Raw genomic sequence first — 16,287 nt, 5'->3', positions numbered from 1 at the left:
CTGATTGCCCTGTTGGTGAGAAAAAGCGAGTATTCATTGAAATTAATTATAAATTTTGCGTAATATTATCATTAAAACTTAAAATTCATTAATACATTTTTATGCTCTACGCAATATGGGCAAAATCTCAATGATGTGCAATCTGTAGCCTTTTAGGAAAGTTGGTTAGGACACACCTACACAGTAATTGCGAATAAATTAAGTTCTGAACACGACTACATAAAACAAATTGGTTCCCAGTTGTAAGCCATCGACATAAACACCTTTTAATTAGATAAAATTAAACAAACAAAGGTAACGAGCCAAATGGGGACAATCATGAACCATGCCGTTGAGAGAGTACGCTGGACAATTCACAATTTAGAGGTTCTACCAGAAAATGAGTGGACGCGCTATGAAATTATTAATGGAGAACTCTTTGTGACTCGTACTCCTCACCGCCGTCATCAACAAGTTTGTGTAAAAATTGCTCGACAACTCGATGTTTGGTCAGATTTGAGTGGTTTAGGGGAAACAATTGTGGCTCCAGGCGTGATTTTTTCGCAAGCAGATAGCATTATACCGGATGTAGTTTGGGTAAGTCGAGAACGACTGGCGCAAATTGAAGATGAAGCAGGGCATTTGACAGGCGCACCAGAGTTAGTAATAGAGGTTTTATCCCCAGGTAAACAAAACGAACTTCGAGACAAGGAAGCAAAACTGAAACTTTATTCAGTTCAAGGCGGGCGTGAGTATTGGATTGTCGATCGCTTCACTAAACAAGTCGAAGTTTATCGACGAGAAAAAGCACAGTTGGTTTTAGTTGCTACTTTATTAGGCGATGATGAAATGACATCGCCACTTTTACCCGGATTTTGTTGTTCTATTCGTTTCTTTTTTCCTGAATAATAACAAATTTAAAAAAATATTTTTGGTAACAAAAAGGTTTAATTAGCAACTTCATCCTGTGAGCTACTAATTGGTAAGGTAAACCAAAATGTTGCCCCTGCATTCAATGCACTGTTCACACCAATTTCGCCACCGTGAGCATGGATAATTTGCTTACATAGATACAACCCTAATCCCAAACTTACAGAATTGCCGATACTTGTACCCCGAAAGTAAAGGTCAAAAAGCCGATCGCTTTGTTGTTGACTAATGCCCACGCCATTATCACTAACAGTACAATAAATCATGTCATCCTGACGGGTAGCATTGATTGTCAAAAGCAATTCAGGGGGATTATGTTTCAAAGCATTGACAATTAAGTTAGAAAAAACTCGCCATAGTTGCGTAGGGTCGGCATTCACTAATGGCAAATCTGCGGACACCAGATTTGTCAGCTGGGCTTGATTTTGCTCTAGCAATGGCTCTAAATCTGCGATCGCAGCTTCGACAACTGCCAGTAATTGTACGGCTTGACGTTGTAAAACAACACCTTGCACCTCACTGATATGAGTTTCCATCAACGAATTAATTAATTTCAGTTGGCGATCGCAACTTTGAATCATCCGCTCTAAAATTGAGCGGGAAATCGTAATATTTTCCTCTGAACGGGCCAGCAAATTCTTCAGTACCATTAAAGTACCTAGTACTGGGTTGCGTAAGTCGTGGGAAACTGCATGGAAAAACACTCGTAGTTCTTCTTCAGTTTGCTTGCGCTGGGTAATGTCTTCAATCAAACCTTCGTAGTAAAGCAGTTTTCCTTGTTCGTCACGGACTGTATAGGCTTTTTCGGAAATCCAGACAATACTCCCGTCTTGACGATAAATTTGGGACTCAAAATCGGAAACGCTGCCATACTTTTCCATCAGGCGCACAAATTCTGCTCGGCGGTTTGGGTCAACGTACAATTGTTCAATATCAGTAAAATTTGCTGTCACGTCGTCTACTAAAGAGTAGCCATAAATCTTCGCTAAAGCCGGATTTGCCGTAATGTAACGTCCATCGGGACTGCTTTGAAAAATCCCTTCAACAGCGTTTTCAAAAATACTGCGATATTTAGCTTCGGCAACCTTGAGTTTTTGGTAGGCAGATTCTAGTTCTTGGCGGGCGAAAAATTCCGAACGTTGCAGGCGATCGTACAGATAAACACCGAAGTCACATATAGTACAAAACCAGAAGATATATAAAATGAACGTTACATTATATATTTCTGGGTGGTCGGGGATTGGTGTTTTTAGCCCAAGTACTGTATTCACACCAAAATAGTAAATCAGCACACTCACTTGAGTCAGCAAGTGAAGAATCCAGCAAACAGGCATCAACACAGCTTGGCTCAAGAACAACAGCGACCAGCCGATGGTATCGGGTAGTGCAAAACCTCTGATGGTTGCGAATAACTGCGACGCTAAACTAAGTGACCAAGAAGACCCCAAAAATAATAAATCTGGACGATGACGACCTAATTTAGTTTTATGTAAAGCAAAGCAAATAATTATACTTGCAAGCATTACAACATTAATTACCAGGCGTTGAGTTCTAAGTACTTCTGGCAACGGCTGCAACTCTGCAAATGGAAAAAACAGGCCGTAAATATCTCGCAAAGTAAAAGACAACAGACAAATCAGCGCCAGCCATAACCATAAACGTAATCTTTGCCACAAAAAACGGTTACGCCAAACTCTGTAAAGAGTAACGATTTCATCAGTTGTTGGTGCAAAAAAGGTTTTTCTCCACCACCTTTGCACTGTTGTCAATGGAGTAGCCAATAGCATCCGAGCAACTTTGCCCATATCTTGAGGGTGTTTCCTTTACTCAACATTGCCATAAATAACACCCTCTCATTTTTTGGTGATTTATGGGCGATTTGTTGCGGATGAAGTTGCCAAAGGTAGTGTAAACCAGAAAGTTAACCCACGCTTGCGGTTATTTATAACCCCGATTTCGCCGCCATGCGCCTTAATAACTTTCCGACAAAGATACATTTTTAAGCCAATGCTTGTAGAGCAACAGTCTTGAGGATCGCGGACATGGAGATCGAAGAGGCGATCGCATTCTACTTTACTCATTCCCACACCGTCATCTTGAATCTGAGTGCGAATCATTCCCCCTTCAACGGTGGCGCTCAGGGTAAAATTTAATCCTGGCGGATTATTTTGTAAGCTATGTGCGATCAAATTTACCACAACTTTCTGCAATCGAATCTCATCTGCCATGACTAACGGTAAGTCTGCCCGAACCAAGTTCTTCAGAGTCGCTTGATTTTGTGTCAGCATGGGTTCCAACTGGGCAAATGTACTTCCCAGTAAGGTGCTAAATTGCACTGGTTCGAGTTTGATCTCAATACCCTGTTTTTCACAGGAATTAATTTCTAGCAATGAGTTAATCATTGTTAGTTGGCGATCGTTGCCCTGAATCATTCGCTCGATGATTGAGCGAGATATTGGGATTGGGGATTGGGAATTGGGCATTGGGCATTGGGCAAGGTTATTTTCATTGTCCCCTTGTCCTCCTTGTCCCTTTGTCCCCTTGTCTCCCTGCCCCCTGCTCCCCTGCCCTTGATTTAACAAATTCTTTAACACCATCAAGTTACCCATCACGGAAGTTCGTAAATCGTGGGCAACTGTGTGCAAAACTACATCTTTGACACGATGTAAATTTTCAACTTCTTGCATTTTCTGCTGCAACTGTGCTGTCCGTTCTTGGACTTGGTATTCTAAATTAGTGTTGAGTTCTGCTAGCTTTTGGCATATCTGACTTTGTTGAATCGCGATCGCTAGCTGTTCTGACATCTGCTGTAACAAATCAATTTCTATGGGCTGCCAATGACGCGGCCCTGAGCATTGATTGGCAATTAACGCCCCAAATAATTCATTGCCTAGCATAATTGGTACAGCCAAGCTAGCCTTCGTTTGGAATTTTTGACAGTGTGCTTTTACTTTGGGAGATGCTGATATTTGCGTTACGTCTTCAACCACACGCACACGATTATCTTTTAATAAGTTTCTTAATTCTTGTAGATAAGCTTCATCTTTAGTAGACCAACCTGAAACTGATGGATATTTAGGATCTACTGATTCAGCAAGAGTTTTGACTCCTAAATTAGCATTATTTAAACCAATGAAAACTCGATCTGCTTGCAGAAATTGCCTGACTTCCGTCACGGTGGTTTGAAGAATTTCCTCTAATTTCAGTGAAGATCGAATTCGCACTAGGGTTTCTGCCAACAAGCGATCGCGTTGGGCACAAAAGCGTAATTGTGCTTCTACTTGTTTGCGTTCTGTAATGTCGTGATGCACTGCTAAAATGGCAGGAATACCATTCAAATCAATGACTTCGGCTGACAGCAGCGTTGTAATTATCTCGCCAGATTTTTTCCGAAAATCAATTTCTAAGTTACGAGCAACTCCCGTGCTTTGCAACTCTTGCACTAAGTTTAGGCGATCGCGATCGTTTACCCAAAGATTTAATTCAAAAGAAGTTTTACCAATTGCCTGATCTCGCCCATAACCGGAAAGATTCACAAAACTGTCGTTAACTTCGATAAAGCGTCCTTCTTGCAGCGTGCTAATGGTAATTGAATCGGGGCTGCAACTAAAAGCTTTCGCAAATTTTTGGGCAAGATTTTGTAAGGCGACTTCCCCTTGTTTGCGATCTGTGATGTCTCGGACAATTGCTAGTACCTCATCTGTACCACTAACTACCAATCGCGCCTCATAATCTCTGTTTCCCAAAGATGTTGGTAGTTGATATTCACAAGTTTGCAAAATTCCCGAATCTAAAGTTTTAGCGATCGCTACTTGGCTAATGGCTGCAACATCACTCGGCAATAACTCTTGCAAATTTTTTCCAACTATTTCTTCTCTCGAAAGAGTGATATTTGCACCCTCACTTTTCAAATCTAGATACTCGCCATCGCGGCTGATGCGAAACATCAAATCGGGGATAGCATCCAAAATTGCTTTATATCGTGCCTCACTCTCAAGCAATTTTTCTTGGGCTTGCTTTCGGTCTGTAATATCCATAACCAAACCATGCCAAAGAAAATCACCTGCTGCTTGTAATTCTGGCTGCAAAGTACCTTGAATCCATTTAAGTTTGCCACTAGGCGTAATAATCCGACTTTCCCAATGCCAAGGTGTAAGAGTAGTACGACAAACAGCAATAGATTCTGTAAAAGCTTTTATATCTTGTGGATAAATCAGTTTGCATAACATCTGAAAGTCTGGCTGTATAGCCTCTGGTTCTAATTCATACAAATATTTACAACCAGAACTAATATAAGGAATAAATACAGAACCATCCTGCCGTTGCAGAATTTGGAAAATCATTCCCGGTAAATTGGCAGCAATTGTTTCCAGCAGAGGGATCTTCTCTGGTAGAAAATCTGGTTTCTGCGATGATTTTACAATTTCATCCACTCTTAGACCCTTTGATATATAAGCAATTGGCATAATATTCAAGGTAATCATAGCCATTGTAAAAGTTTTTTAGCTGTCAGCGCGGTCACTAAGAGCAAAAAAGTGGCTCTACTTTCAGCGTAGTTCTGGATGCTGCGATCGCATTCACCCAATCGGGTGAACCATTTGTCAAAGAGCGAATGACTTCAGGAGTGCTGACAGAATACCCTGAGATAATCAACTTCGATCGCAACAATCAGATAGAAAGTAGTTGAACGATACATTTAATCTAGTTTTACCTAAAGGCAAAAACTAATCATGGGCAATCCAAAGTCGGGGTACTTTGCAATAGATTTGAGGAGCGATGAATGCAATTACAACAGACACAACTTTTAGAAGAAACACTATGGGAAGCAGTTCTCAATCGAGACTCCGCTTTTGAAGGTAAGTTTTTTTACGGTGTTCGCTCTACAGGCATTTATTGCCGACCTATTTGCCCTAGTCGCAGACCGAATCGGAATCAAGTTTGTTTTTTCCAGTCGGTACAAGATGCTGAAATTGCAGGTTTTCGACCTTGTAAGCGCTGTCAACCACAATCTGAAATAGTTCCAAATACAGCCAAAATCTTAGCAGTATGTCGATATATTGAAGCACAAGTTGACCACATACCAACCTTATCGGAATTATCCTCTCAGGTAGAAATGAGTCCCAGTTACCTACAAAGAATATTCAAGCAGATAATTGGTGTATCGCCTTTTCAATATGCAGATGCGCTGCGTAGCCAGCGATTGAAACAGCGTCTTCAGTCGGGGGAAGAAATTGCTGATGCAGTTTACGATACTGGGTATGGTTCAAGTAGTCAACTGTATGAGAAAGCACCTAAACAATTAGGAATGACACCAAAAATTTACCAACAAGCTGGAAAAACAATCAACATTGTTTATGCGATCGCTCCATGTTCGCTAGGATATTTGCTGGTGGCAACAACAGAGAAGGGTATCTGTGCCGTTAAACTAGGTGATGAAGCAGACAAGCTTGAACACATTTTGAACCAGGAATTTTACCAAGCGCAGATCGTGCGTGACGATCGCACACACAAGGAATGGATACAAGCAATCCTCGACTTCATTGCAGGAGGTGAAACAAATCTTGATTTACCACTTGATGTTCGTGGGACAGCATTTCAGAAACAGGTTTGGCAAGCATTACAAAAAATTCCCTATGGCGAAACCCGCACTTACACTGATATCGCCCGTAATCTTGCCAAGCCCCAAGCAGTCCGCGCTGTAGGTAATGCTTGTGGGGCTAATCCGATCGCGCTAATTGTACCGTGTCATCGGGTGCTGCGGAGTGATGGCAGTCTTGGTGGTTATCACTGGGGAATTGAGCGCAAACAAAAACTGCTTACACAAGAATCGAAATTTCTCAAAGATGACTCAAACACCTGAACTAGAATCGTTGACAGAAGAAAGTCTTACCCGTGGTTTAATGGTGCTTGCCAAACTCGATCGCGATTTGGCTCGGATTTTAGAAACACTGGGGCCTCCACCGATGTGGAAAAGAGAAGCGGGTTTTACAACACTTCTGTGCATCATTCTGGAACAACAAGTTTCTGTAGCGGCTGCAAAGGCTATATTTACCAGATTATGTGGGGTTGTTGTCACTCTGACACCAGAAAATTTTCTGATATTGGATGATGTTCAATTAAGAGCGATTGGATTCAGTCGGCAAAAAATTTTATACTGTCGTGGGTTGGCGAATGCTATTGCAACTGGTCAGCTTGACCTCAGCAAGCTGGAAAGAATGGACGAAAATACGATCAGAACTGAGCTAAAGCGTCTCAAAGGTATCGGAGACTGGACAGTTGATATTTATTTGCTCATGGCGCTGCAACGTCCTGATGTCTTTCCTAAAGGCGATTTAGCGATCGCGATCGCTCTACAAAAACTCAAAAACTTGGCGACGCGTCCAACACCATTGCAACTAGAAGAAATGACACAGCACTGGCGACCGTGGCGAGCAGTTGCAGCAAGACTTCTATGGCATTATTACCTAAGTAATCCCAAATAATTGCTCACTTCTCTAACCAGACGCTGCGCGAACCCAGAAGCGTCTCGTAGAGATAGATGGCAGTTCGTATAATAAATATAAACTAAATGGCAGAAACTCAATTAAGCCTAACACCAGAAAATGATAAAACTTCAAAAATCCTGCCGATAATCATAGTAATAATTGCATTATTAGCTTTATCTTCAACAGCAATATTTATTAAAGTCGCTGTTAGAGAAATGAGCGCTGTTGCTACATTCTTTAATCGTTTATGGATAGCGACTATTATCTTTGGCTTATGGAATGGAATTAATCAAGTACGGACTCAAATTACAGAAGATAAACCTGTATTACCACAGCAGCCTTATCCAATCAAAGAGATAGCGCTTTTAATCGCAGTGGGTCTAGTTCATGTATTAGGTCGATTATCTTGGACTTGGGCGTTAACTCAGACTGGTGCTGCGAATGCTAATGCGTTAGGTAGCCTCAATCCGCTATTTACTACTTTAGGGGGATGGCTATTTTTTAATCAAATTTTTGGGCGCAAATTTATCATCGGTCTGTTCTTAGCTATAATCGGTGCGATCGCAGTCGGATTTGAAGATTTATTGCGTTCTAATAATAATATTACAGGTGATGCTGTTGCCCTAACATCATCGATATTTTATGCAGCAAACTTTTTACTTATCGAGCAGATCGGCAATAAGTTTTCAACTATCACCATTCTCCTGTGGCGTTGTGCGATCGCAACTTCATTGATGATACCAATAGTGCTAATCTTAGAAAAACAAATTTTCCCAGTTACTTTGTCGGGGTGGTTAGTAGTATTTGCGCTAGCTGCTATTTGCGAAGCCTTGGGTCATGGGCTAATTGTATACAGCCTGAAAAATTTTTCATCAGGATTTATCTCTTTACTCTTACTACTCAATCCAGTGATTGTTGCGATTCTTGCTTGGATACTTTTCTCGGAAAACTTGAGTATTTTTAACTTGTTAGGATTGGCTCTAATTTTAGGGGGTATATATCTCGCAATTTCTAATAAAGAAGCTGTGCAATCTAAAATTAATCCCCAGATTCAATCTCCAGCAGAAATAGATTCATCGCCAGTTCCCCAAAATAATACCAATTTGAAAAAATAATGCGACAAATAGACCATATTGTAGAGACGCGATTCATCGCGTCTTTACCCAAGGATGTGTTGCAATATTATTGAATAGCTATAAGAAATGATGGCCCAGCTCCCCACAGACATCGCTGCAAGGCTTCTATGGCACTACTACTTGAGTAATGCCAATAGTAAGTCGGTTATAGTTTACCAGTGAATACCTTCTCAGCCGGGCCTGTCATGTAAACTCGTTGGTCGATTTCTGACCATTCAATTTGCAAGGGGCCACCAGGTAATTCGACAGTGGCGGTGCGATCGCATTTCCCAGTTAACACACCAGCTACCAAGGAAGCACAAGCACCAGTCCCGCAAGCTAAGGTAATTCCAGCACCCCGTTCCCATACCCGCATTTTCAAATAGTCACGACGTACCACTTGAATAAATTCCGTATTTATGCGTTGAGGAAAAACTGGGTGATGCTCAAATTTCGGGCCGATGGTTTCTAACTCAATTGCTGCGACATCTTCCACAAAGGTAATGCAGTGAGGATTTCCCATATTTACACAGGTGACTTCCCAAGTTTGCCCCACCACCTCTAAGGGCACAGAAATAACTTTTTGTTGGGCGGGTGCGAGAGTGGTAGGAATTTCGCTAGCGAGTAACCTGGGTAAACCCATATCTACTTTAACTTGACCATCAGATAAAAGTTGGGGAGTCATTACACCACCCAAAGTATGAATGCGATATGAGTCTTGATTTCGGGATTCCCCTTCTAAATCTGCTAAAAAGCCAGCTAAACAGCGAATGCCATTGCCACACATTTCTGGTTCAGAACCATCAGAATTAAAAATCCGCATGGTGTAGTCAGTGCCGTTTTCTCCAGGTAGGGCAAAAATTACACCATCAGCACCGATACCAAAGTGGCGATCGCACAACTTGATGGCTTGCTCTGGAGTCACTACAGGCACTGATGACGAGCGATTGTCAATCAAAATAAAGTCGTTGCCTAGACCATGATACTTAGTAAATTCGATTGCCATTTCTTCAAGGATGAATTATCAAGGATTAGTTACTCTTTATTTTGCCTTGTAGGTTCATCTTTACTAAAAATGCTTACCGAATTTGACACCACTTTACCCAGTATTAGACAAGTCCAAAACCTGATTAAACAAACAACGCCAGTAGAGTTAAAGCTGCTGACTGGTGATGTACTCACAGGAAAAGTTTTATGGCAAGATCCACAGTGTATCTCTCTTGCGGATGAAAATAGTCAGCAAACCACCGTTTGGAAACAAGCGATCGCCTATATCAAGCCGAAAGTGAGTTAGGAGTGAGGCAGAAACACCACAACCTATCGCTTTATCATTTGCTTCACTCGGATTAAAAATTCAAGCCCACGGCTTAAGCCGTGGGCTTGGAATAAAGATGCCTTGCACCTCGCATCTCGAAGCAATTCTTTATTTATTGTGGGCTTGTATCCCATAATTAAAGTTGTGTATTTTTAATTATTTCATCACTAGACCCAGGTTTTTGCAGCACAAACCCACCGATTGCGTCCTTGTTCTTTAGCTTTGTATAAAGCTTTGTCGGCGGCATTAATTAAATCTTGAGATGAAGTTTTATCTGTTGGTTTCTGAATTGCAACACCTAAACTGACGGTCACAAAATATTGAAAATTATTCTTCTTTTTATGGGGAATCTTTAATTCTTGAATAGATTTTTGAATCAACTTAGTTACTTTAATCGCACCTGATTCGTTCGTATTTGGCAAAATTACAATAAATTCTTCACCACCATAACGAGCTAGTAGATCGGTAGGACGCTTTAATACAGATTGTGCTGCACGAGCAACTTGTATTAAGCATTCATCCCCAGCTAGATGTCCATAAGAATCGTTATAATCCTTAAAATAGTCAATATCAAATATAATTAAAGATAAATAATTTTCATTTAGTATTAGTCGATCCCATTCCCGATCTAAAAACTGATCGAAACAATGACGATTGGCGATTTGGGTTAGAGCATCTAGTTTACTAAGTTTTTCTAGCTGAGAATTTGCTATTTCTAAAGCATTGTTTGCTTGAGCAAGTTGATTAGCTTGAGAGCGGAATTGCTCTAATAACTCAGAATGTTCTAAAGCTACATTAAACTGAGCAGCTAACTGGTGGATAAATTGAATTTCCGACTTTTTCCATTCGCGCGGAAAATGGCACTGATGAACGCATAGTAATCCCCATAAAGCTTTTCCTTTCATTAAAGGTGCAACAATTTGTGCCTTGATTTGAAATTGTTCTAACAGTTGAATGTGGCAATCTTTTAGCCCAGCTTGATAAATATCTGATACTACCTGTATACGCCCTTGGTGATAAGCAACTGCATATTTTTCACCAAAACAATTATCCTTTACCTTGATGGCGATCGTAGAATCGTAGTCAGGCAATACATTCTCGGAGACAAATTCACCAGAGGTATAGTTCGATCCCAGATCAAATCGAAAGATACTGACGCGATCGCTACGGAGAGCCTTACGAATTTCTCGTACAGTAGTCTTAAATAAAATGTCTATATTCAGAGATTCACGAATTTCAGCAACTAAATTAAACAGAATATCCTGCTGCTGATTTGCTTTATACAGTTCTGCTGCTTTTTGTTCTGCTTGAGCTAAAAATTCTGCTTGTTTAACTGCAAATCCTAACTGCGTCGCAATCTGAGACAAAAACTGAATTTCTAATTGTTTCCATTCATGTGGCTGTGAGTGCTGATAAGCAGCAAGCACTCCCCACAGTTTTTTTCCCACAAAAATTGATGCAGTTGCATAAGCTCGAATATGGAACTGTTGTAAAATTTCTAAATGGCATTGAGATAAGCCTGCTGCGTAAACATCTGAAACAACTAAAGTTTCATTATTACGATACCGTCCACCTTGATTTTCTTGTAGATAAGAGTCATTCCAAACTGTATTTTTTCCTAATGTATCTACATCATCCCATCCAGTCTCTGCAAACTCAAAGTCGCTAACAAATTCTCCACCCCAGTTTTCATAGAAACGATAAACGGCAATCCGTTCGACTCGGAGTAACTTGCAAGTTTCCTTTGTGGTTGTACGAAAAATTGTTTCTAACTCAAGAGAAGCTCGAATTTTACTAATAACTCGGTAAAGCGCCCTTTCTTGCTCTTCTAGCTGCTGAATTTGAACTTGTTTCTCATGGAGTTGAGTTTCTAAATTACTAACACTAGGCTGTCCTAAAAGCTTACAGAGTAAATTAGCAGATGCTCTAGTAATAATACGTAAACTTGTGTACAACATTATAAGTATAATTTCAGGAATTTTTTTAAAATGAAAAGATACAGCTACAACGATGTAAAAACGTAGTTTTTCTTAGTTTATAACCATTATCGCGTAATAAAGTTTCGCGATCGCTTCTCTTCATCTGACTTTTGTCATTAAGTCTTAAAAAGCTTTATCACAAATAATTTGGGATAAAGTACTGTAAATACAGTACAGTAAATATCATTATCGCCAAAGTATCTGATAACTGAAAATATGAGATAAAAAAGTATTGTAAAGACAGAATAAATTTGTAAAAAATAAAACTCAGTTCTTAGATAGATTCAGTTAAGGACTTCCAAATAAAAAAATACTCACTCAAAAAACTGGCGAAAAAACTCTCTCCTCCTTATTCCTCTGTGTTCTCTGTGTCTGGAGTGGTTCGTTTATTTGAATAATTTATTTCTTGGAAGTTCCTTCTCAAACAAGGTAATCAAATTCAATAGACCAAAAACTTCTGCGATTGACAAAAATCAAGCAGATGACCCCATTAAATACTTTTCTGCAAAAGAGAATCAAAATTTAACGTGAGTTCGACAAGCCCTTTTTTGACCTCTCCCCCAACCCCTCTTGGACACCCAGAAAAGAGCTAAAACCCTAATTCCTCGTTGCTCCCTTTCCCTGTGGGAGGGAGAGGTTCATCGAACTCACGTAAATTTAGAGCAGTCAATCAATTTTGGATTTTGGATTTTGGATTTTGGATTGACCCGAACCACGAGGGTGTGGGGCAAGCCGAATTTTAAATTTGCGGAGTCTTAAAATTCAATCAGTCACTCTATCGGCAGGTAAAAAGTCTTTGAGCGCTTCTGCTTCACCAGCTTTTACCACTGGGATAGACAGGGGTACTGAATTTGCGATCGCAAACAATTGTTGTAGTTGACTCAGACCTGTCAAACCACCACATAACAATACTTGGTCGCCGACTTGCAAATCCATGCCGCCATCAGGATAGCGGATAAACTTGCCATCTCGCCGGATCGCCTGTACTTGGACTCCATATTGCTTGCCGATATCTAAATCTGCAAGGGTTTTACCTAGTGTTGGCGCGTCTGCATTGACTGTAACCCACTGACAAGCACTATTTTCTCCGGGAACAGCCACTTGTCCCTTAGCGAATTCTGCCAAAGCTGCCAGTTCTTCATCAGCTCCCACTACCAGCAAGCGATCGCCTTCTGCCAATTTGGTTTGATTTTTGGGATAATCGATTTCTTCGCCGTTAGCGCGGCGAATTGCCATCAAACTCACTCCTGTTAAATAGCGCATATCTGCTTCTTCTATGCTCATGCCAATTAAGGGCGAATTCGATGGCAGAGGATACCAGCGCTGATTTAAATCGCGGGTGGCTTGGCGCAAATCACGAGCAACTTCAGTTGCAGAGCGCTCTGGGCGCAAATCTAAATAATGATCGTTGCGGATTTGCTGCATTTCTCGTTGGACTACAGGCGGCGACAACAAGCCTAAGCCAGTTAATAAATAGGTTGCCATTTCTAAGCTGGCTTCAAACTCTGGTTGCACAACTTCCCTGGCTCCCAATTGATACAGCACCTCAATATTTTTATCCTGGGTAGCACGGACAACCAAATCTAATTCTGGGCGCAATTCTAAAGCGCGTTTCAAGCAAAGACGAGTACTTATGGGATCTGGGAGTGCGATCGCCATTCCTTTGGCATGATTCACCCCGGCAGTTTCCAAAACGTGTAAACTAACGCAATTACCATAGACATAAGACACCCCAGCCTCGCGCAACTGCTGAATTCTCCTCTCCGATTGGTCGATTACTAGCACAGGTAGGTCGTGTTGCTGCAACAACTTCACCAAATTCTTGCCGACTCGCCCATAGCCACAAACTACTACATGGTCTTTGAGAGGCAAATCTTCCGATACATCCTGCACCTCATCTTCTTCTAAGTACGGTTTTAACCAAGGCATTGATTCGGCAAAGTTAAATAAAAATGGCACTAGCCGCAGTACAAAAGGAGTCAGCATCAGAGTGACTGCGGTAGTTCCCAAAATTAATAAGTATATTTGTCGAGACACCAGCCCCAAAGACTGCCCTTCACTGGCGAGAACAAAAGAAAATTCCCCAATTTGCGCCAATCCCAAACCGGCGATTATGGCTGTTTTCAAAGGATAGCGGAACAGTTTCACTAAGGGCGTGATAATCAAAAATTTACCGACGAAAACTATTGCCACTAATACCAAAATTAATTCCAGGTTGTTCCACAAAAACACTGGGTCAATTAACATCCCAATGGCGGCAAAAAACAAACTGGCAAAGATATCTCGCAGTGGTTCGACATAAGTCAGGGTTTGGTCGGCGTACTCTACCTCAGAAATCATCAAACCCGCGACAAATGCCCCCATTTCAATGGACAGTCCCAAATGCTCTGTCAACAGGGCAATACCCAAACACAGGGCTACAACCCCTAATAAAAATAGTTCTTTACTTTCGGTACGGGCTAGCAGTTGCAACAAAGGTGGTATCAGCCAAATCCCCACAGCTACAGCCCCAGCAGCAAATAAAGCAATCGAACCTAACGCTGTTAGGACAGCAATGCCAATAGTTTCTGCTGGTTGGTTGAGGGCTGGTAAGACTGCTAACATTAGTCCTAGTGCCAAGTCCTGAACAACTAAAATTCCCAGCATCACTTGCCCGTGGGGCGTTTCTGTTTCGTTACGCTCCATCAAGCACTTAAGGACAACGGCTGTGGAAGACAGGGACAGAATACACCCCAAAAACATCCCCTTTGCAGGTAAGGCTCCCCAGGCTCCACTTAACCCGCAGACTAAAACTGTCACCAAAATCGTCAAAGCAATCTGGAGTCCACCTCCACCAAGAGCGATCGCTTTTACCTTCTTGAGTTCCGCAAAGGAAAATTCCACACCCAAGGCGAATAACAAAAAGGCGACCCCGAACTGTGCCAGAGTCTCTACTTGAATCAGTTCTTTAATCAATCCCAGTCCCGTTGGCCCAATGACTATCCCCCCAATGAGATACCCCAGCAGCACGGGTTGTCGTAAAAGTGCCGCTAATAGTCCGCCACAGGCTGCAACGCCTAGAACTAAAACTAAATCAACAATTAACCGAAAATCTTCTTGCACCAGTTTTAAAAGAACTATTAAGACCTATTAATTCAGAATACAAAGTTTTACAATCTCAAACAGCTTGTTTGCTGAAGGGGTGGCAAAATTTGCTTATCTTAAAAGGGGCAGACAGTAGGTGAGCAGAAAGGATACATCAAGGTTTTTGCAGGTATTTTGATTCACGAGTATCAAAGGTGGATTCATCCAGTTCAAATACTCGTCAACGGAGTAAAAAGGTGGATTCATCCAGTTCAAATACTCGTCAACGGAGTAAAAAGGTGGATTCATCCAGTTCAAATACTCGTTAACGGAGTAAAAAGGTGGATTCATCCAGTTCAAATACTCATGCACGAGTATCAAAGACTTATTGTTGCATTATTTAAGACGCATCTCTTCTGGCTCCATGCCCAATGCCCCTTAAATTTTAGGCGAACCGAGGGCATTCAATAATAGTAGCGACCACGGCACTTTAATATCGGGTATGAGCCATAAGTACTTTCTCAGTACAGGCAATGCAACAGGCAGTACAAAACGCAGAGAGCGTAATGATGCGGGCTGATGCCCATTTTCATCTACAAGATTATATTTCTTAGCCAGTTCGGCAACAATCTGCACGCGTCCTGTACGGCGGATAACATTTGGCTCACCAGCAAGTGCAGCGATCGCTCGTCCAGTAAATAAGGGAGTTTCCCAGTTGTAGCGATCGCTTAAAAATGAGTTTTTCAGGTCAGTAGCATTTGTTTGATTCATTTGGGAAGCAAAACTAGAAAAAAGCTCAGTACCAACAATACCCGGCCAAATAGAAACAGAAGTGACGTTATGGGGTTCTAACTCAACAGCCATATTAGCAGCTAGGCGATCGCAAGCTGCTTTGCCAACACCATAAGCTATATCAAAGAAATAAGACATCCCGCCCCATGAGGAAATGGTGCAAATTAGTCCAGAGTTACGCTTAGTCATCATCCGAGCAGCAAAAACACTTGCAACATAGTGGCTGCGAAGACCAACGTTGTTGCTAGCATCCCAAAGACTTGGTTCAGAATCCCAAAATGGCTGCCCATAAGCGTCTTTTACTGCCTGAACTCCTGAGTAAGCATTATTTACCAGTAGGTCGAGTTGGCCATTTTGCTCATCTTGAATGCGATCGAAAAGCAAACGCACCTGCTCATCCTCGCTGTGGTCTACTTGGACGGGAATGCATACACCACCGACTTCCTCAATGGCTGATTTCGTTTCACTAAGACTTCCTGAAACCCCCTCACTGGAAGAGTTGTTGAGGCTGCGACCCGTGACGTATACAGTTGCACCTGCTTCACCAAGACCAATGGCAATTCCTCTACCAATTCCCCGCGTAGCACCTGTTACCAAAGCCACTTTACCTTCAAGGTGTTTCATGAGCG

At 41.6% G+C, this 16,287-nt stretch carries 11 protein-coding genes; 5 read left to right on the top strand and 6 right to left on the bottom strand.

The genetic code is table 11. The annotated features are described in order from the left end of the window. Window positions 1–318 precede the first annotated feature (318 nt). Window positions 319–888: a Uma2 family endonuclease gene (locus RMZ95_RS01510; protein WP_322682130.1), complete on the top strand. Its 570-nt coding sequence runs from the start codon at window positions 319–321 to the stop codon at window positions 886–888. 38 nt (window positions 889–926) lie between these two features. Here the strand turns inward: RMZ95_RS01510 and RMZ95_RS01505 are convergent, their stop codons facing one another. Further along, window positions 927–2,714 carry an ATP-binding protein gene (locus RMZ95_RS01505; protein WP_322682131.1) on the bottom strand — a complete coding sequence of 596 codons (1,788 nt, stop codon included), beginning with the start codon at window positions 2,712–2,714 and terminating at the stop codon, window positions 927–929. 63 nt (window positions 2,715–2,777) lie between these two features. Next, on the bottom strand, window positions 2,778–5,399 hold the full coding sequence (locus RMZ95_RS01500; protein ID WP_409882127.1) for a PAS domain S-box protein: 2,622 nt from the start codon (window positions 5,397–5,399) through the stop codon (window positions 2,778–2,780). A gap of 290 nt (window positions 5,400–5,689) precedes the next feature. Between RMZ95_RS01500 and ada the strand changes: the two genes are divergently transcribed. From ada to RMZ95_RS01485, 3 genes are all read left to right on the top strand, one after another. Next, window positions 5,690–6,769 (top strand): bifunctional DNA-binding transcriptional regulator/O6-methylguanine-DNA methyltransferase Ada, encoded by a 1,080-nt coding sequence (ada, locus tag RMZ95_RS01495; protein ID WP_322682134.1) that lies wholly within the window; start codon window positions 5,690–5,692, stop codon window positions 6,767–6,769. Continuing rightward, complete coding sequence (locus tag RMZ95_RS01490) at window positions 6,753–7,391, top strand: DNA-3-methyladenine glycosylase 2 family protein (RefSeq protein WP_322682135.1); 639 nt, start codon at window positions 6,753–6,755, stop codon at window positions 7,389–7,391. Before ada ends, RMZ95_RS01490 begins: the two co-directional genes overlap by 17 nt. An 86-nt stretch (window positions 7,392–7,477) precedes the next feature. Then, window positions 7,478–8,509, top strand: a complete 1,032-nt coding sequence (locus RMZ95_RS01485) for a DMT family transporter (protein WP_322682136.1) — start codon at window positions 7,478–7,480, stop codon at window positions 8,507–8,509. A 166-nt stretch (window positions 8,510–8,675) separates the two neighbouring features. Here RMZ95_RS01485 and dapF read toward each other — a convergent pair whose 3' ends face one another. Beyond that, window positions 8,676–9,515 (bottom strand): diaminopimelate epimerase, encoded by an 840-nt coding sequence (dapF, locus tag RMZ95_RS01480; RefSeq protein WP_322682137.1) that lies wholly within the window; start codon window positions 9,513–9,515, stop codon window positions 8,676–8,678. Between the two features lie 69 nt (window positions 9,516–9,584). Between dapF and RMZ95_RS01475 the strand changes: the two genes are divergently transcribed. Further along, complete coding sequence (locus RMZ95_RS01475) at window positions 9,585–9,803, top strand: Hfq-related RNA-binding protein (protein ID WP_322675153.1); 219 nt, start codon at window positions 9,585–9,587, stop codon at window positions 9,801–9,803. Between the two features lie 188 nt (window positions 9,804–9,991). Here the strand turns inward: RMZ95_RS01475 and RMZ95_RS01470 are convergent, their stop codons facing one another. The 3 genes from RMZ95_RS01470 to RMZ95_RS01460 form a co-directional block, all read right to left on the bottom strand. After that, complete coding sequence (locus RMZ95_RS01470; protein WP_322682138.1) at window positions 9,992–11,782, bottom strand: diguanylate cyclase domain-containing protein; 1,791 nt, start codon at window positions 11,780–11,782, stop codon at window positions 9,992–9,994. Between the two features lie 783 nt (window positions 11,783–12,565). After that, the gene (locus RMZ95_RS01465) at window positions 12,566–14,905 is read right to left on the bottom strand and encodes a cation:proton antiporter (RefSeq protein WP_322675151.1); all 2,340 of its coding nucleotides are present in this window, start codon (window positions 14,903–14,905) and stop codon (window positions 12,566–12,568) included. A gap of 399 nt (window positions 14,906–15,304) precedes the next feature. Continuing rightward, entirely contained in the window at window positions 15,305–16,282 is a 978-nt protein-coding gene (locus RMZ95_RS01460) for an SDR family NAD(P)-dependent oxidoreductase (RefSeq protein WP_322682139.1), read from the bottom strand. Between the last annotated feature and the right edge of the window lie 5 nt (window positions 16,283–16,287).

This window comes from Nostoc sp. DedQUE07 (genome assembly GCF_034530975.2).
In the GTDB taxonomy this organism is placed as follows: Bacteria; Cyanobacteriota; Cyanobacteriia; order Cyanobacteriales; family Nostocaceae; genus Nostoc.
This window is presented reverse-complemented; position numbering and strand designations above follow the sequence as displayed.

Excerpts from the sequence above, each read along its gene's own strand:
- RMZ95_RS01510 (WP_322682130.1), top strand. The coding sequence starts at position 319 with ATGAACCATGCCGTTGAGAGAGTACGCTGGACAATTCACAATTTAGAG.
- RMZ95_RS01505 (WP_322682131.1), bottom strand. The coding sequence starts at position 2,714 with ATGGGCAAAGTTGCTCGGATGCTATTGGCTACTCCATTGACAACAGTG.
- RMZ95_RS01500 (WP_409882127.1), bottom strand. The coding sequence starts at position 5,399 with ATGGCTATGATTACCTTGAATATTATGCCAATTGCTTATATATCAAAG.
- ada (WP_322682134.1), top strand. The coding sequence starts at position 5,690 with ATGCAATTACAACAGACACAACTTTTAGAAGAAACACTATGGGAAGCA.
- RMZ95_RS01490 (WP_322682135.1), top strand. The coding sequence starts at position 6,753 with ATGACTCAAACACCTGAACTAGAATCGTTGACAGAAGAAAGTCTTACC.
- RMZ95_RS01485 (WP_322682136.1), top strand. The coding sequence starts at position 7,478 with ATGGCAGAAACTCAATTAAGCCTAACACCAGAAAATGATAAAACTTCA.
- dapF (WP_322682137.1), bottom strand. The coding sequence starts at position 9,515 with ATGGCAATCGAATTTACTAAGTATCATGGTCTAGGCAACGACTTTATT.
- RMZ95_RS01475 (WP_322675153.1), top strand. The coding sequence starts at position 9,585 with ATGCTTACCGAATTTGACACCACTTTACCCAGTATTAGACAAGTCCAA.
- RMZ95_RS01470 (WP_322682138.1), bottom strand. The coding sequence starts at position 11,782 with ATGTTGTACACAAGTTTACGTATTATTACTAGAGCATCTGCTAATTTA.
- RMZ95_RS01460 (WP_322682139.1), bottom strand. The coding sequence starts at position 16,282 with ATGAAACACCTTGAAGGTAAAGTGGCTTTGGTAACAGGTGCTACGCGG.